General features: G+C 68.1%; 15 protein-coding genes. 8 read left to right on the top strand and 7 right to left on the bottom strand.

The annotated features are described in order from the left end of the window. Positions 1–36: 36 nt before the first annotated feature. The 5 genes from V8246_RS04965 to V8246_RS04945 form a co-directional block, all read right to left on the bottom strand. Positions 37–1,407: a dihydrolipoamide acetyltransferase family protein gene (locus V8246_RS04965; RefSeq protein ID WP_336188164.1), complete on the bottom strand. Its 1,371-nt coding sequence runs from the start codon at positions 1,405–1,407 to the stop codon at positions 37–39. Then, a complete protein-coding gene (locus tag V8246_RS04960) occupies positions 1,404–1,547 on the bottom strand; it encodes an SH3 domain-containing protein (protein WP_336188163.1) in 144 nt (47 codons plus the stop codon). The genes V8246_RS04965 and V8246_RS04960 overlap by 4 nt, the downstream gene beginning before the upstream one ends. Continuing rightward, the gene (locus tag V8246_RS04955; RefSeq protein ID WP_336188338.1) at positions 1,547–2,590 is read right to left on the bottom strand and encodes an alpha-ketoacid dehydrogenase subunit beta; all 1,044 of its coding nucleotides are present in this window, start codon (positions 2,588–2,590) and stop codon (positions 1,547–1,549) included. The genes V8246_RS04960 and V8246_RS04955 overlap by 1 nt, the downstream gene beginning before the upstream one ends. Positions 2,591–2,598: 8 nt before the next feature. Further along, on the bottom strand, positions 2,599–3,684 hold the full coding sequence (gene pdhA, locus V8246_RS04950) for a pyruvate dehydrogenase (acetyl-transferring) E1 component subunit alpha (RefSeq protein WP_336188162.1): 1,086 nt from the start codon (positions 3,682–3,684) through the stop codon (positions 2,599–2,601). A gap of 264 nt (positions 3,685–3,948) precedes the next feature. Then, positions 3,949–7,194, bottom strand: a complete 3,246-nt coding sequence (locus V8246_RS04945; RefSeq protein ID WP_336188161.1) for a lamin tail domain-containing protein — start codon at positions 7,192–7,194, stop codon at positions 3,949–3,951. Positions 7,195–7,406: 212 nt separating this feature from the next. On the opposite strand from V8246_RS04945, the gene V8246_RS04940 reads away from it, so the two are divergent. The 4 genes from V8246_RS04940 (at position 7,407) to V8246_RS04925 (ending at position 12,238) form a co-directional block, all read left to right on the top strand. Continuing rightward, positions 7,407–8,267 (top strand): tryptophan 2,3-dioxygenase family protein, encoded by an 861-nt coding sequence (locus V8246_RS04940; RefSeq protein WP_336188160.1) that lies wholly within the window; start codon positions 7,407–7,409, stop codon positions 8,265–8,267. Between the two features lie 12 nt (positions 8,268–8,279). Continuing rightward, positions 8,280–8,909 (top strand): hypothetical protein, encoded by a 630-nt coding sequence (locus V8246_RS04935; protein ID WP_336188159.1) that lies wholly within the window; start codon positions 8,280–8,282, stop codon positions 8,907–8,909. Between the two features lie 61 nt (positions 8,910–8,970). Then, on the top strand, positions 8,971–10,545 hold the full coding sequence (locus V8246_RS04930) for an AbgT family transporter (protein WP_336188158.1): 1,575 nt from the start codon (positions 8,971–8,973) through the stop codon (positions 10,543–10,545). A gap of 187 nt (positions 10,546–10,732) precedes the next feature. After that, positions 10,733–12,238: an oligopeptide:H+ symporter gene (locus tag V8246_RS04925; RefSeq protein WP_336188157.1), complete on the top strand. Its 1,506-nt coding sequence runs from the start codon at positions 10,733–10,735 to the stop codon at positions 12,236–12,238. 179 nt (positions 12,239–12,417) lie between these two features. On the opposite strand, the gene V8246_RS04920 is transcribed toward V8246_RS04925, so the two are convergent. Further along, the gene (locus V8246_RS04920) at positions 12,418–12,891 is read right to left on the bottom strand and encodes a MarR family transcriptional regulator (RefSeq protein WP_336188156.1); all 474 of its coding nucleotides are present in this window, start codon (positions 12,889–12,891) and stop codon (positions 12,418–12,420) included. Positions 12,892–12,967: 76 nt separating this feature from the next. On the opposite strand from V8246_RS04920, the gene hppD reads away from it, so the two are divergent. From hppD to hmgA, 3 genes are all read left to right on the top strand, one after another. After that, positions 12,968–14,065, top strand: a complete 1,098-nt coding sequence (gene hppD / locus V8246_RS04915) for a 4-hydroxyphenylpyruvate dioxygenase (RefSeq protein ID WP_336188155.1) — start codon at positions 12,968–12,970, stop codon at positions 14,063–14,065. A 63-nt stretch (positions 14,066–14,128) separates the two neighbouring features. Beyond that, positions 14,129–14,527 (top strand): DUF559 domain-containing protein, encoded by a 399-nt coding sequence (locus V8246_RS04910; protein WP_336188154.1) that lies wholly within the window; start codon positions 14,129–14,131, stop codon positions 14,525–14,527. Between the two features lie 17 nt (positions 14,528–14,544). Beyond that, positions 14,545–15,846, top strand: coding sequence for a homogentisate 1,2-dioxygenase (gene hmgA / locus V8246_RS04905; protein WP_336188337.1), 1,302 nt, complete (start codon positions 14,545–14,547; stop codon positions 15,844–15,846). A gap of 6 nt (positions 15,847–15,852) precedes the next feature. On the opposite strand, the gene V8246_RS04900 is transcribed toward hmgA, so the two are convergent. After that, complete coding sequence (locus tag V8246_RS04900) at positions 15,853–16,386, bottom strand: hypothetical protein (protein WP_336188153.1); 534 nt, start codon at positions 16,384–16,386, stop codon at positions 15,853–15,855. Between the two features lie 134 nt (positions 16,387–16,520). Here V8246_RS04900 and V8246_RS04895 point away from each other — a divergent pair, with 134 nt between their 5' ends. After that, positions 16,521–17,144, top strand: a complete 624-nt coding sequence (locus V8246_RS04895) for a lectin (RefSeq protein ID WP_336188152.1) — start codon at positions 16,521–16,523, stop codon at positions 17,142–17,144. The last annotated feature ends 27 nt before the right edge of the window (positions 17,145–17,171 follow it).

Here is a 17,171-nt window from a genome sequence, read left to right as displayed (position 1 = left end):
CTACAAGGGAGGTGGATCCTGCACCCTCGCCGAAGGTCAGCTGGGCAAGGCCAGGTCGTCGATCAGCGCCTTCAGGAAGCGCGCGGCTTCGCCGCCCGTGCAGGCGCGGTGGTCGAAGGTCACCGACAGCGGGATGACCTTGTGCGATTCGAAGCCGCCCATCACCGGGGTGACCTGGTGGCGGGCGCGGCCGGCGGCGACGATGGCCACGCACGGCGGTACCACCACCGGAGTCGCGTAGCGGCCGGCGAACATGCCGAAGTTGCTCAGCGAGATCGTGTAGCCGGTCAGCTCGGACGGCGGAATGCTGCGGTCTTCCACCTGCGCGCGCAGCCGGTTGATGCTTTCGCGCACGCTGCCCGCGTCCAGCAGGTCCGCATTGCGCAGCGCGGGCACGAACAGGCCGTCGTCGGTGTCCACGGCGATGCCGATGTCCACGTGCGGATGCAGCGTGCGGGTCAGCTTGTCGCCGTCGAACCACGCATTCATCGCCGGCACTGTCTTGCAGGCGCGCACGATGGCGCGGACCAGGCGGGCGGTCATGTCGTTGCCGGGCGTCCAGGCGTGGATGTCGGCGTCGTCGCTGAGCGTGGTCGGCACGACCTTGGCGTGCGCATCGGCCATCACGCGCGCCATGTTCCGGCGCACGCCCTTGAGCTGTTCGGGCTGGCCGCTGACGGACACGCCCGGCGGCTGCGTGCGCATCGGCTTGCCGGTGGCGGACAGTGTAGTGCGCTGCGGGTTCGCGACCGGTGCCGCCGCGGCGACCGGCGCGGTGGTGCGTGCGGGTGCGGCGGCCGTGGCGCCGCGCGCGGACCCGTCTGCGGCGGCCTGTTTCACGTCCTGCATCGTCACTGCGCCGTCGGCGCCGCTGGCGCGCACGCGCGACAGATCCACGCCCAGCTTCTTCGCCATCGCGCGCACGGCCGGCATGGCCTTGACGCCGCCGACGGCGATCGCCTGTTCGGTGTGCACGGCATTGGACGACTGCATGGCACCGACCACGGTGCCGGCGTCGGCTTCGGCATCCGTGGGAGCGACGTCAGTCGCGATAGAGGCTGCATCGGGCGTAGGGTTCGCGACTGACGTCGCTCCCACGGTGGACTTCGGCGGACCGTGGTGATGGCCGGTGTCCTGGCCTTCCGCGCGTTGCGGCAAGTTGGCGTCGGGCTCGAATACGGCCAGCATGCTGCCGGTGACGACGACATCGCCCGCGGCACCGGCCAGCTTTACCACCCTGCCGGAGACCGGGGACGGCACTTCGACCACGGCCTTGGCGGTCTCCATCGACACCAGCGGTTCGTCCAGGCGGATCACGTCGCCTTCCTTGACGAACCACTCGACGATGGTCGCGTCCGGGAGGCCTTCGCCCAGGTCGGGAAGGTGGAAGGTCTTGCTCTCGCTCATTCGGATGTCTCTTCGGTAATCGTATCGTTGATCAGGTCAAGGTCGCGCGCCGGCAGCCAGCCGCTGCGGCCGTCCGCATGCGTGCACCACCACCAGTCGCCCAGTTCGTGTTGGAGGGCGACGGTGTCGCCGGCCCGCATCAGCCGGCCGCCATCGCCCGCTTGGCCGCGGCGACGATCTTGTCGACGCTGGGCAGGTACTTCATTTCCAGGCGGAACAGCGGAATGTGGGTGTCGTAGCCGGTGACGCGCTCGACCGGGGCCAGCAGGTCGTACATGGAGTGCTCGGCCAGGCGGGCGGCGATCTCGGCGCCGAAGCCGGCGGTGCGCGGCGCTTCGTGCACGATCACGCAGCGGCCGGTCTTGGCCACCGATTCGGCGATGGTGTCGAAGTCGAGCGGACGCAGCGTGGCCACGTCGATGACTTCTGCGCTGATGCCTTCGCCGGCCAGCTTGTCGGCGGCTTCCAGCGCCTCCTTGACCTGAGCGCCCCAGGTCACCAGGGTCACGTCGGTGCCGTCGCGCAGCACGAAGCACACGTCCAGCGGCAGCGCTTCGCCGTCGTCGGCGACCACTTCCTTGTACTGGCGGTAGATGCGCTTGGGCTCCATGTAGATGACCGGGTCCGGGTCGCGGATCGCCGCCAGCAGCAGGCCGTAGGCGCGCTGCGGCGAGGACGGCATCACCACGCGCAGCCCGGGGACGTTGGTGAAGATGGCCTCGTTGGCCTCGCTGTGGTGCTCCGGCGCGCGGATGCCGCCGCCCCATGGCACGCGCAGCACCATCGGGCAGTGCAGGCGGCCGCGCGTGCGGGTGCGCAGGCGGGCGGCGTGGCAGATGATGTGGTCGACCATCGGGTAGACGAAGCCGTCGAACTGCGCTTCGGCCACGGGCTTCATGCCTTGCGCGGCGAGGCCGATGGTCAGGCCGGCGATGGTGGTCTCGTCCAGCGGCGTGTCGAGCACGCGTTCGGGGCCGAACTTCTGCTGCAGGCCGGCGGTGGCGCGGAACACGCCGCCGTTCACGCCCACATCCTCGCCCAGCACCAGCACGGACTCATCGTGGGCGATCTCCCAGGCCAGCGCCTGGGTAATGGCTTCGATCAGGGTGATGGCGGTGGGGGTGGCCACGGCGTCGTGTTTCGCGACCGACGTCGCTCCCACAGTCTTGTTATCAGGCTTCATCACAGTGCTCATGGGCGGCCCTCCGCGGCGATCGCGGCGGCGCGTTGCTGCAACAGTTCCGGCGGCGGATCGGCGTACAGGTAGTCGAACATCGCCTCGACCGGCTGCACCGGCGTGTTGAGGTAGGCGTTGACCTCCTCGTCCACGCGCGCACCGCACTCGTCCTTCCACGCGGCCTCGTCGGCCTCGCTCCAGGCCCCCTGCGCGGTCAGCCAGGTGCGCAGGCGCGTCATCGGTTCGCGTTCCCAGCCGGCCTTCACTTCGGCGTCGTCACGGTAGCGGCGCGCATCATCGGCCGTGGTGTGGTCGGACAGGCGGTAGGTGACGAACTCGATCACCGTGCCGCCCTGGCCCTTGCGGGCGCGCTCGCTGGCACGGCGCATGCCTTCGAGCACGGCGATCAGGTCGTTGCCGTCCACCTGCAGGCAGTGCAGGCCGCCGGCCAGGCCTTTCTGCGCCAGCGTCTGCGCACCGGTCTGCGCGCTGCGCGGCACGGAGATCGCCCAGCCGTTGTTGATCACGCCCAGCACCAGCGGCAGTTCGTAGGCGCCGGCGGAATTCAGGGCGGCGTAGAAGTCGGTCTTCGACGAACCGCCATCGCCGCAGGTCGCCACCGCGATGTGCGGCTGCTTGCGCAGCTTGAACGACAGCGCCGCACCGGCGGCATGCAGGCATTGCGTGGAAATCGGCACGCAGAAGGGGAAATCGTTGCGTGCATCGCTGTCGCGGTCGAAATCGCTGCCGCGCTCGTCGCCGCCCCAGTACATCAGCACGTCGCGCGGCTTCACCCCGCGCATGAACATGGCGCCGTACTCGCGGTAGCTGGGTGCGTAGACATCGCCCGGGCGCATCGAGGCGCCGATGCCGACGTGGGTGGCCTCGTGGCCCAGGCAGGCGGCGTAGGTGCCCAGCTTGCCGGTGCGCTGCAGGGCGATGGCCTTGGTGTCGAAGGTGCGCACGAACAGCATCTGCTTGAACAGCTCGCGCAGGCGGGCGACGTCGCGCCCGGCCTCGGGCAGGTCGTTGCGTACCAGGGTGCCGTCGGGGCCCAGGTACTGGAGGTATTCGATCTCGAAGCTTGCGGCGATGCTCATCTGGACGGTGTTCTCGTCGGCCGGCGGAATTGGTTTCAAATGTAATTTTAGGAGCTGGGCGTCCAGCAGCTGTCGTGCAATGCAACAAGACGGGGGTGGATGGCGCGGGCCCCGTGGTGAAACCGGTGCTGAAACAGCGGCTTGGGCGACTGTCGTGCGGCGGCAGACCGCCTGCGCACGGACGTGATGCACGTCGCGGCCTGCGCAAACGACAAAGGGCGCGGTTGCCCGCGCCCCTGTCGACCCTCCTGATGGCGGGAAAGTTCAGCGGATGCGCTGGACCAGCCGATCGTGGTTGTTGGCCGGGTTCGGGTCCGTCGTCGTGCTGCTGACGGTGGCGTCGAACTCCAGCGCGGTACCGCGCTTGGGCTTGCCCGGCACCACCAGCGCGAAGGCCAGCGTCTGCACGCCGCGCGGCATGGCACCGCTGCGGCTGCAGTCGGCGGCGGCGCCTTCCGGAGTGTCCTGCACGCGGGTGCAGGACCAGCCGCGGGGCGCGGCGACGGCAGCGTAGCGGGCATCGACGTTGCTGCTCAGTCGCACCGTCACCTGCTCGGCCGCATCCGGCCCGGCGTTGCGCACCGGCACCAGCAGCGTGGCGATGGTGCCGCGACGCAGCGGCAGGGCGGCACCGAGCAGCTGCACCGACAGGTCGGCGCGGGTCTGCGGCAGCGTGGCCACGGCCACCGAGACGGCAGCGGTGTTGTCGCCGTTGGCCGGGTCGAGCACGGTGGAGTTGGCCGACACGCCCAGGCCGAGCGTGGCGCCCGCGGCGCTGGCAGGCACGATGGCATCGACCACGAACGTCGCTTCGTCACCGACCGCCAGCGACGGCACGGTGCAGGCCACGCGGGTGGTGCCCGCGGAGACTTCCGGTGCCGCACAGCTCCAGCCGGCCGGCAGCGTAGCCAGCGACGGCGACAGCTCGGCCGAGAACACGAACGCGAACGCCGCCGGCGATGCCGCACCCGGGCCCGCATTGCGGACGGTGGCGGTGTAGCGCACGGTGTCGCCGACGTTGGCGTCGGCGCGGTCGGCCGACACCGTCGCCGACAGGTCGGCGCGGGCGAAGGACGGCACGCGGATGCTCAGGCGCACCGGATCGTGGTCGGACGAACGCACGGCCAGCGTGGCATCACCGAAGTTGTCCACGCCGAAGTCCGCATTGATGCGCGCGTGGTCCACGCGCAGCGCGGCATCCATCACCAGCGACTCGTTGACCAGCACGTGGTCCAGCGTCTGGGCGTTGCCCTCGAACGAATACGAGTAGCGCTGCGCCGGATCGGCGATCAGCTGCGACCCATCCACCAGCGGCACGGTCAGCGGGCTGGGCATCCAGGTCAGCACCTGGTCCTCCGGCGCGGCGTCGCCCCGGATGATGCCCATCACGTCCACGTAGCCGTCGTTGAACTCGAACGCGTTGAAGTCGCCGACCAGCACGATCTTCTCGTCCGGGTTGGCCTGCTGCATCTCCTCGACCAGCTGCGCCAGGTAGACCGCCTGGGCGCCGCGCTTCACCCGCACGCGCTCGCCGCCGGTGGCCCAGCCGCTGCTGCCGGGCAGGGTGTCGTTGATGTCGTTGAGCGAACGCAGGTGGTTGACGATCACCGTCAGCGGATAGCTCGACGTCGCGTCCTGGTGTACGCGGGCGCGCAGGCGCAGCGGCGGACGGTCGTTGAGCAGGCTGGTGGTGCCGTTCGGGTTGGCAAGGGTGGTCTCCTTGCCGAACTGCGCCACGTCCAGCACCTCGACGCGGGCCACACCGTCGGCGGTCAGGCGCGAGCTAACCAGGAAGCCGACGTTGATGCCGCCCACATCGTTGCCCGGCTGCAGGTACGGCACATAGCCCGGGCGCGCGGCGCAGGTGGCGTCGATGCGTTCGGACAGCAGCTGCAGCACGCGCAGGTTCTCCACTTCCACCGCGCCCAGGATGTCCGGGGCTTTCAGGTAGTCGCAGATCGCCAGTGCCGCCTTGGCCAGCCGCTTGTCCAGCGCTTCCGGGGTCAGCGTCACTGCGCCGTTGCTGTCGTTGACCTCGTCGAACAGGCGCAGCAGGTTGAAACTGCCGACGGTGACTTCGTCGTAGCGGGGGTCGTTGACGGCTTCCGGCAGGCGGCCACCGCTGACGGCCGGCGGCGCGGCCACGTCGGGCAGGAGCGCCCAGGTGCCGGCGAAGTAGTCCAGTACGCCGAGAAGTCCGGCGACCTCCGCCCCGGTGTCGACCGACAGCGGCTGCGCGCCGACCTGGCCGCGGCTGCGCACCATCAGGCGTTCCTGGTTGGTGTCGAAGCGCGGCGGATTCTTGCCGGCCGGCAGGGTGACGGCATCCATCACCGCGATGCCGGGCTCGCGGAACGGCCGCGCCACGCCGGGCAGGGCCACATGGAACACGCCATCGCTGAAGGACAGCGCGTCGTTCTCGTCGATGCTGCCACCGGACGGGGCGATCACCACCGACTGCGTCACGCTGACGCGCATGCCTTCCAGCCGCTCCAGCGTTCCGGGTAGCGCGTCGGGGCCCAGCTCGGCGGCGGTCAGTTCGATCGCGGCGGGCAGGGCGACGCCGGTTTCCAGCACCTCCACCGTCGGCGTGACGATCTCGGTGATCGCCAGTTGATGCGGATTGGACGACGGGGTGTATTCCTCGACCGTGCCGGTCACGCGCACGCGGTTGCCGACCGCGGCGGTGGCGGGCGGTGCGCTGCTGGTGAATACGAACACGGCGTCGGACGTGGCCGGGTCGCCATCGTCGTTGGCGGCCTGCAGGAAGAAGCCGTTGTTGAACTTGAGCGCGGTGACGATGCCCTCGGTTACCACGCGCTTACCGTTGTGCGGCGACAGCAGGCCGTTGCCCTGGATCTGGGCGATGGTCAGCGCCAGCGGCGGATCCGGCGGTTCCGGCGGCTCGGCGCCGCTGTTGCGCGGATTCGGCGCGCCGACCGCGAAGTCGGCGCCGTTGTTGTTGGTGTCGATGCTGCCATCGCCGCCACGCAGCGCGGCGGTGGTGTTGCTCAGCGTGCCGGTGGGTGCGCTGCCTTCGAAGCAGTTGGCGGCGCTGCCGAAGCCGACGAAGTCGACCACGTTCGCATCGGCGGTCGGGCAGGCGCCCGTCAGCGCCGTGGTGCTGCGGCTCAGCGCCACCTTGCCGGCGGTACCGCTCATGGCGATGGTGCCGGTGGCATCGGGCGTGGGCAGGTCCACCGTGCCGCCGGCGCCCTGCGCCTGCTGGATCAGGTAGAAGCCGCCGGCGGGGATCGTGCCGCTGAGGGGGGTGCGGCTACCCCAGCTGGTGCCGGCCGAGGACGTGTACTGGACGCTCCAGCCGGTCAGATCGACCGCCGTGGGCCCGTTGTTGCGCAGCTCGATGAAATCGTTCTTCAGCGTGGCGCCGCTGTTGCCGCCGCCGCCGTAGACCTGGCTGATGACCACCTGCGCCTGCACCGACGACGCGGCGAAGAGCAGGGCCAAAGACGCGAACACGGCCGCAAGGCGGCCCCGTGGCATTTCCATGTAACGGGTTCTCCCTCAGTGGATTGGATGCCGCCCCCTGTCGGGGGCGGATCCGCCCCCGGCCGGCGCAATGTAGCCCAAGCCTGTGGTACACGCATTGCATGGGCATGACATAAGTGCCGGTTTTCCATCGCCTTGCCGGGGTCGCACGCCGGCATCGGTTACGCTGGCGCCCCCGCCGCCCCCAGGGCGGTGCCCCGGTTGATCGACGGATGGCCGTAGAAAAGAACGAGCGCCCGCTGGAAGCGGGCATCCACACCGACCTCTCGGGCCGCATGAGCTACGGCGGCTATCTGCAGCTGGACCGCCTGTTGTCCGCGCAGCACCCGGTCTCCGACCCGCCGCACCACGACGAGATGCTGTTCATCGTGCAGCACCAGGTCTCGGAGCTGTGGATGAAGCTGATGATCCACGAGCTGCGCGCCGCCATCGGTTTCCTCCAGCAAAACCAGGTCTGGCAGTGCCGCAAGGTGCTGGCGCGCGCCAAGCAGGTGATGCGCCAGCTGACCGAACAGTGGTCGGTGCTGGAGACGCTGACGCCCTCGGAATACATGGGTTTCCGCGACCTGCTGGGGCCGTCGTCGGGCTTCCAGTCGCTGCAGTACCGCACCATCGAGTTCCTGCTGGGCAACAAGAACGCGGCGATGCTGAAGGTGTTCGCGCACGACCCCGAGGGGCATGCCGGCCTGGAGGCCGTGCTGGATGCGCCCAGCCTGTACGACGAGTTCCTGATGTACCTCGCGCGCTGGAACCACGCCATCCCCGCGCGGCACCTGCAACGCGACTGGCGGCAGTCGCACGCCGCCGACACCGCCCTGCTGCCGGTGTTCGAAGCGATCTACGAGGACACCGACCGCTACTGGCGCGAGTATTCGCTGTGCGAGGATCTGGTGGACCTGGAGAGCCAGTTCCAGCTCTGGCGCTTCCGCCACATGCGCACGGTGATGCGCATCATCGGCTTCAAGCGCGGCACTGGCGGTTCCAGTGGCGTGGGTTTCCTGCGCCAGGCGCTGGAGCTGACGTTCTTCCCGGAGCTGTTCGACGTGCGCACCTCGATCGGACCCGGCCGCTGACCGATGGACGTGATGGCCGCGCTGCAGTGGCTGTCGGGCGCGTCAGCGCTGGCGGTCCTGGCGCTGGCCGCGCTCCGGCTGCCCTGGCACAAGCTGCAGGGCGACGCCGAAGCCCAGCGCGTGCTGGGCATGGCGACGATGGCGCTGGTGCTGTTGCGCGTGTTCAACACCCATGGCCTGGCCGGCGTGCAGCTGAACTTCACCGGCGCGATGGTGGCGGTGCTGATGTTCGGCCCGGCGTTCGCCCTGTGGGCGCTGGCGGTCGCCTCGCTGGTGGCCTGGCCGTTCGGTTACGCGTGGCTGGGACCTGGCCCGGATTTCCTGGCCACGGCGGCATTGCCGGTGGCGCTGGGCTGGGCGTGGTCGCGGTTCTGCGAACGCCGTCTGCCGCCCCACCTGTTCGTGTACGTGCTGGTGCAGGGCTTCCTGGGCGGTGCGCTGGTCATCGCGGCCTGCAACCTGGTCAAGCATCTCGCCGCGGTCTGGCTGGGGCTGCCGGGCGCCGGGTTCTACCTGCTGGCAACGCCGCTGATGATGTTCGGCGAGGCGTTCCTGTCCGGCGGGGCGATGGCGCTGATCGTGGTCTACCGTCCCCACTGGTGCAGCACGTTCGACGACGCGCGTTATCTGAAGCCGCATTGAAAGCGCCGTGCGTCGGGCTGGTAGGATGCGGTCGACCCACTCCGCAGGAATACGCCCGACGATGACGCCGCCCGCCCAGGACGCCCGCCGCTCCGTTCCCGTCCGCCTGCTCGATCTGATCGAACGCACCGGCAACCGTCTGCCCGATCCGGCGGCGTTGTTCCTGATCCTGATGGTGGTGGTGTGGCTGGTGTCGTGGTGGCTGTCGGGCGTGTCGTTCAGTGCGATCGATCCGCGCTCGGGCGAGCCCATCCGTATCGTCGACCAGTTGTCGGGGACCTCGCTTACCGGGTTCATGGCCGGCCTGGTACGCACCTTCGTGAACTTTCCACCCTTGGGCGTGGTGCTGGTGGCGATGCTGGGGCTGGGTGTGGCCGAGCACACCGGGTTCATCAACGCGGTGCTGCGCAAGATCCTGTCGGTCACGCCGCGCATGCTGCTGACTCCCATGCTGATCCTGGTCGGCATCCTCAGCCATGTGGCGGTCGATGCGGGCTACGTGCTGGTGATCCCGTTGGGCGCGGTGATCTTCTATGCCGCCGGCCGCCATCCGCTCGCCGGCATCGCGGCGGCCTTCGCGGGCGTGTCCGGCGGCTTCTCGGCCACGGTAGGCATCCCGTCCTCGCTGGATCCGATGCTTGCGGGACTGACCCAGACCGCAGCCCAGGTGGTCGCGCCGACGCTGGAGATCAACCCGCTCAACAACTTCTACTTCACCACCGCCTCCACGCTGCTGATCGTGCTGGTGGGCTGGTTCCTGACCGACCGGGTGATCGAGCCACGCCTGCGCGCCGCGCCGATCGACGGCGATCCGGCGGGGCTGCCGCAGATGGAGGCGGTGGCGCCGGCGGAGAACCGCGGCCTGGCCTGGGCGTTGGGTGCGATGGCGCTGGCGCTCGCCCTCTTCGCCTGGAGCCTGGCGGGCGACGATTCCCCGTGGCGCGCCGCGGCCGACCAGGTGCCGCCGCAGACGCATCCGCTGCTGGCGCCCGCTGCGCCCCTGATGCAGTCCATCGTGGCGCTGATCTTCGTGTTCTTCCTGCTGCCGGGGATCGTCTACGGCTATGCCGCCGGCACGGTGAAGACACACCGGGACGTTGTCCAGGGCATGGCCAAGGCGATGAACGGCATGGGGTACTACATCGTCATGGCGTTCTTCTGCGCGCAGTTCATCGCCGCCTTCGGCAACTCCAACCTGGGCGCGCTGGTGGCGGTGGAGGGCGCGGACCTGCTGCGTTCGCTGGGGCTGCCGATGGCCATCACGCTGGCCGGCATCATCGTGCTCACCGGCGCCGTGAATCTGCTGATCGGTTCGGCGTCGGCCAAGTGGGGGTTGATCGGCCCGATCCTGGTGCCGATGCTGATGCAGTTGGGCGTATCGCCCGACCTGACCCAGGCGGCCTACCGCGTGGGCGATTCGACCACCAACATCATCACGCCGCTGATGCCGTACTTCCCGCTGATCGTCGTCTACTGCCGGCGTTACGTCACCGGTACCGGCATCGGCACCCTGATCGCCATGATGCTGCCTTACTCGCTGGCCCTGCTGGGCACGTGGACGCTGTTCCTGCTGGGTTATTGGGCGCTGGGGCTGCCACTGGGCGTGGGGGCGAGCTACGAGTACGCGCCGGGCTGAGCGTATCGCGGGCGCAGCAAATCCTTTCTGCCGCAACCACTTAGCTCGCTGAACAGCGGGAGGCCGGCGTGCGCGCCGGCGCCGGCCCGTTTGACGCCCGCCGCCCGCGTCGGTAATCCTCGCGCGTCCTGCGCCGAAGGCGCGGGCCATTGGAGTCCTGAACCACTTTCTTCTAGGGGGAGCCCGCATGAGCGGAGCCGTCGACACGTCAACGCCGGAAAGGATACCGGAATTCAAGCAGCTCCTGGGGCATCCGCGCCCCTTGTGGATGCTGTTCATGACCGAGTTCTGGGAACGCTTCGCGTTCTATGGCATGCGCTGGGCCCTGGCCCTGTACATCGTCGCGCAGTTCTACGGCGGCGATAGCGCCGGCGAAGCGCCGGCCAGCCGCCTGTACGGCGCATACCTGGCGCTGGTCTATGCGGCGGCCCTGTTCGGCGGCTACGTAGCCGACAAGGTCATCGGCTACCAGCGTTCGATCCTGCTGGGTGCGGTGGTCATGGCGGCGGGTCTGTTCATGATCATGTGGCCGGACGAGAACATCTTCAAACTCGGCCTGGCCACGGTGATCGCGGGCAACGGCCTGTTCAAGCCGAACATCTCGACCATGGTCGGCAAGCTGTACCTGCAGGGCGACGATCGCCGCGACTCCGGTTTCACCCTGTTCTACATGGGCATCAACTTGGGCGCGATGATCGCGCCATGGCTGACCGGCCTGCTGGCCGAGCGGATCATGGGCGGCTCGCCGGACATGCCGGTCTACAAGGTCGTGTTCCTGGTCTCTGGCATCGGCATGCTGATCTCGCTGGTGTGGTTCTGGTTCGGGCGCAAGCAGCTCGAAGGCATCGGCCGGCCGATGCCGGGCACCGAGGGAGCCGGCCGCGTGCTGGTGACGGCGATCTGCACGCTGCTCGCCATCCCGGCCATCTACTTTCTGCTGTCGATCGGTGCCGGTGCCCTCCAGTGGATCCTCACCGCGCTGTTCGTGGCGCTGTGCGTGCTGATCCTGCGCGAAGGCTTCAAGGATGGGCCGGTGCGTCGCGACATGGCCATCGCCATGTTGATCATCTTCGCGTTCAACGTGCTGTTCTGGTGCTTCTTCGAGCAGGCCGGCAGTTCGTTCAACTTCCTCGCCCAGAACATCGTCAATCGCGATTTCGGTGGCTGGACCTTCCCCGTGGGCTGGTTCCAGTCGGTGAACTCGATCGCCATCATCACGATGGCACCGCTGCTCGCCTGGCTGTGGGTGAAGCTGGGTAGCAACAACCCGTCGATTCCGCGCAAGTTCGGCCTGGGCCTGCTGTTCAACAGCCTGGCCTTCCTGCTGCTGATGTTTGCGCTGTCCAGCCTGGTGGATCCGCAGAGCCTGAAGATCCCGTTCTGGACCCTGTTTGCGGTCTACTGGATCCAGTCGATCGGCGAGCTATGCCTGTCGCCCATCGGCCTGTCGATGGTGACCAAGCTGGCGCCCGTGCGCCTGGTCGGCTTCGGCATGGGTGGCTGGTTCCTGTCCACCGCGATTGGCAACAATCTCTCCGGCATCTTCGCCAGCCACGTCAGTGGCGAGAGCGGGATGAGCGTGGAATCCGCGTTGAGCGGTTATACCTTCGGCTTCTGGGCATTGTTGATCCCGGGCGTGCTGCTGTTCCTGATCGCGCCGCTGATCCAGCGCCTGATGCACGGCGTGAAGTGACGCATCGGCGCGTGCCCCAAGGGCGCGCCTTTGCCGATGCATCATCCCCGCGCAAGCGGGAGTCCAGTGAAAACGGCGGCCATGGGCCGCCGTTTTTTCCTGGAGCGGAGCTTGCTCCGCTGCTGTCGGGTTCGTACATCGCGCAGCCGAGCAAGCTCGGCTCTACGGAAACGGGCCGCTCAGCCCTCGATGCGCTTGACGCCTTCCCCGGCCAGCTTGTCGATCAGCCGGTCCAGCATCGTCCGCTCCTCTTCGGTCAGCGGTTCCAGCATGCGCTGGTGGTACTCGATGACCATCGGTGCGACCTCGTCGTAGACCCGGAAGCCTTCGTCGGTCAGCGCCAGCACCGAGCGGCGGCGATCGTCGCCGTGGATCTCGCGCTGGATCAGCGCCCGCTCCAGCAGGCGGGCCACCGCCCGGCTGACCGCCACCTTGTCCATCGCGGTCCGGGCGGCCACCTCGCCGGCCGACAGGCCCGGGAAGCGCCCCAGCACCGCCATGACCCGCCATTCGGTGATCGCCAGGCCGAAACGGCGGTGGTACTCGCGGGAAATCGCCCCGCTGATCCGGTTGGACAGCACGCTCAGCCGGTATGAAAACAGGCGGTCGAGGTCGAAATCGGCGTGAACGACGGGATCGGCGGGTTGGCTCATGCTGCGCTGCTACTTGTGGGTGGTTTCAGCTGAAACTATATTGAAGCTTATTCCTGCAAGCCTAGCGAGGTGCCCCATGAACGCACAACCCAACCTGGGCATGCAGCCCACGACGTTCGACAATCCGATGGGCATCGACGGCTTCGAGTTCGTCGAGTTCGCCGCCCCCGCCGGACAAGCCCATCACCTGCACGACTACTTCCGCAAGCTGGGCTTCGTCCAGGTCGCGCGCCACAGGACGCGGCCGATCAGCACCTACCGCCAGGGCGACTGTACGTTCCTGATCAACGAGGATCCGGACTCCTTCGCCGCCCGCTTCGCGGCCCAGCACGGCCCCAGTGCCTGCGGTTTCGCGATCCGGGTGAAAAAGCTGGCCGAGTGGGCGCGCGTGCAGGCGCTGAAGAACGGCGCCGAGTCGTTCGACGCCGCCGACGAACTGACCAAGGCCGTCGCCGCGCCGGTCATCAAGGGCATCGGCGACTGCATGCTCTACATCGTCGACCGTTACGACGACAAGGGCACCATCCACGACCCGGACTACGAATACCTGCCCGGCGTGGACCTGATGCCGAAGGGCTTCGGGCTGACCTTCATCGACCACCTGACCCATAACCTCTACCACGGCAACATGGCCAAGTGGGCGGACTACTACGAGCGGTTGTTCAACTTCCGCGAAATCCGCTACTTCGACATCAAGGGCGCCAAGACCGGCCTGCTGTCCAAGGCGATGACCGCACCGGACGGCATGGTGCGCATCCCGCTCAACGAGTCCAGCGACCCGAAGAGCCAGATCAACGAGTACCTGGACGCCTACAAGGGCGAGGGCATCCAGCACATCGCCTGCTTCACCGACGACATCTACACGACGGTGGAGAGGATGCGCGAGGCGGGGGTGGAGTTCCTGGATACGCCGGACACGTACTTCGAGGTGATCGACCAGCGCATCCCCAACCACGGCGAGGACGTTGCGCGGCTGGCGCGCAACAAGATCCTGATCGACGCCGACGTGGAGACCAAGCAGCGCAAGCTGTTGCAGATCTTCACCCAGAACGCGCTGGGGCCGATCTTCTTCGAGATCATCCAGCGCAAGGGCAACGAGGGCTTCGGCGAGGGCAATTTCCAGGCGCTGTTCGAGAGCATCGAGCGGGACCAGATGAAGCGCGGGGTGCTGTAGGCTCCCGCTCCAAGCCCCTCTCCCTGCGGGAGAGGGGTTGGGGTGAGGGGCAGGAGAACCACGATGAAGATCCACCGCAGACCTCCCATGGCGACCCGATCCCTCGAGCGTGCGCGGGAACTGCGTAGTGGTTCGACGGATGCGGAGCGTAAGCTGTGCTCGGTCTTGCGTGGAGGCAACATCGACGGGCTGAAATTCTGCCGACAGCATTCCATTCCCCCCTATACGGTCGACTTCTGCTGCTTGTCGGCTGATCTGGTGGTTGAAGTCGATGGATCGCAGCACTCGGAAGAATCGGATCGCGCGCGAACCCGGTTTCTGGAGTCGAAAGGTTTCACTGTCCTGCGCTTCTGGGACAACGACGTACTGACGCAGATGGAAGCGGTGGTCGAGGCGATCTGCCGGACCCTCTCACCATCGCCCCTCACCCCAACCCCTCTCCCGTCGGGAGAGGGGCTTTGAAGGCATCGAAAATGAAGATGTGCACTGACGGCGATTACCAGACCGGCTTCGGCAACCACTTCGCCACCGAAGCGATTCCCGGCACGCTGCCGGAAGGCCGCAACTCGCCGCAGCGGGTGGCGCACGGGCTGTACGCCGAACAGCTCAGCGGCACCGCCTTCACCGCGCCGCGGGCGGAGAACCGGCGCAGCTGGCTGTACCGCATCCGCCCGGCGGCGATGCACGGGCCGTTCCAGCCCTACGCGCAGCACCGCCTGCACAGCGATTTCAGCGCCGGACCGGTGTCGCCGGACCAGATGCGCTGGTCGCCGCTGCCCATGCCGGAGGCGCCGACGGACTTCGTCGACGGCCTGTACACGATGGCGGGGAACGGCGGGCCGGAAGGCCAGCACGGCGTCGGCATTCACCTCTACGCCGCCAACCGGTCGATGCAGGGGCGCTACTTCTACGACGCCGATGGCGAGTTGCTGATCGTCCCGCAGCAGGGGCGGCTGCGCATCGCCACCGAATTCGGCGTGATCGATATCGAACCGCAGCAGATCGCCGTGATGCCGCGCGGCGTACGCTTCCTGGTCGAACTGCCCGACGGCGAGGCGCGCGGCTATGTCTGCGAGAACTTCGGTGCCGCGCTGCGGCTGCCCGATCTCGGCCCGATCGGCTCCAACGGCCTGGCCAATCCTCGCGATTTCGAAACGCCGGTGGCCGCCTACGAGGACATGGAAGGCGAGTTCGAACTGATCGCCAAGTTCCAGGGCCACCTGTGGCGCGCGGACATCGGCCATTCGCCGCTCGACGTGGTGGGCTGGCACGGCAACTACGCGCCGTACCGCTACGACCTGCGCCGCTTCAACACCATCGGCTCGATCAGCTACGACCACCCGGATCCGTCGATCTTCCTGGTGCTCACCTCGCCCAGCGACACGGCGGGCGTGGGCAACATGGACTTCGTGATCTTCCCGCCGCGCTGGCTGGTGGCGCAGGACACGTTCCGTCCGCCGTGGTTCCACCGCAACATCGCCAGCGAGTTCATGGGCCTGATCCATGGCGTGTACGACGCCAAGGCCGAGGGCTTCGCGCCGGGCGGTGCGTCGCTGCACAACTGTATGACGGGTCATGGCCCCGATGCGGCGACCTTCGAGAAGGCGTCGAACGCCGACCTGTCGAAGCCGGATGTCATCCTCGACACGATGGCGTTCATGTTCGAGACGCGCGCGGTGATCCGTCCCACCCGGCAGGCGGTCGAAGCCGCGCATCGCCAGCGCGACTACCAGGCCTGCTGGGCCGGCCTGCGCAGGCATTTCGCGCCGTCGCAGGCCTGAGATCCGTCAGCACACGGTCGCGTTGGCGCGGGCGTCCAGCAGGGCCCGCATGCGCTGCAGCGGCTCGTGTGGCAGTGCTTCGAAGAGACGTTCGCGGATGCGGTCGGCCAGCGTCGACGCGACGTGGCCCTCGAGGAAGCGATAGGCATCGGCCAGCGCCTCGAGCAGGGCCTCATCATCCAGTCGTGCCTGCAGTCGGCCGCGATGATGCGCGGCCTCCGGGTCGCGCTGCAGTTCCAGCATGCCCGACAGGTAGACCTTGGCCGCCACCAGCGAGCGACGCGTACCCGTCGAAGGCATCACGGGTACCGCGCCCGAGGGCGGCGGCTGCACCGCCCGCTGCGTGGAGGGCGTCGCCAGATACCCCGCCGAGACCAGGCGCTGCACCAGCAGCGGCGCATCCTGCCCCAACAGCCGCACCAGTTCGGCCAGGTCGCGTTGCCCGTCGCAGAGGATCAGGGCGCGCCGCTCGCGCATGCCCAGCGCGCCCGTGTGGGTCTGCAGCGTCTGGCGGGCGAGGTCGGTCTTGGTCGGGCGCATGGCGAGCGGAAGGCGAGCGGAAGACGAGTGCGCGCGCAGGCTAGGCCGCGGTGATGTAGTGCGGATGACAGCGACGTTCGCGATGACTTAACGCCGCGACGCTACGATTCACGTTTGTGCAATGGAGAGAACCGATGAAGTCGTTGTTGCCCCTCGTGATGGCGATCACGCTGTTGTCCGCGTGCCAGCGCGACCCCGCCGCTGCGCCCGCGACCGCCGAGCCGCAGACCACCGCGACCGCCACGCCGATGGCCGAAGCTCCTGCGCCTACGCCCGCCGCCGACGACACCGCGGCACCGGCCGGACCGGTCAGCCAGGCGAGTTTCCTCGGTTACGGCGACATGAAACTGGGCAGCAGCGTCGAGGAAGCGCGCGCGGCCTGGGGCGGCGAGCTCAACGGCGCGCCGATGGAGGGCACGACCTGCCACTACCTGTGGCCGAAGTGGATCACGCGGCCTGCCGACTTCGCCTTCATGATGGAAGACGGCAAGTTCGTTCGCTACGACGTGGGCACGGACAAGGAAACCGCACCAGGTGGCGGCAAGGTCGGCCTGAGCGTGGAGGAACTGCAGAAACTCTACGGTGGCGCGCTGAAGGCGTCGCCGCACAAGTACACGCAGGGCGGGCAGTACCTGTCCATGGACGCCGGCGATGTGGCGCCGACCCGGCTGGTGTTCGAGGTCGACGCAGCTGGCAAGGTCACCTCGTGGCGCGTGGGCCTGTCGCCGCAGGTGGAGTACGTCGAAGGCTGTTCCTGAGCAAGCGGGGCGGCATAGAATCCCCGC

This window comes from Pseudoxanthomonas sp. F11, from assembly GCF_037046485.1.
Lineage (GTDB): Bacteria > Pseudomonadota > Gammaproteobacteria > Xanthomonadales > Xanthomonadaceae > Pseudoxanthomonas_A.
This window is presented reverse-complemented; position numbering and strand designations above follow the sequence as displayed.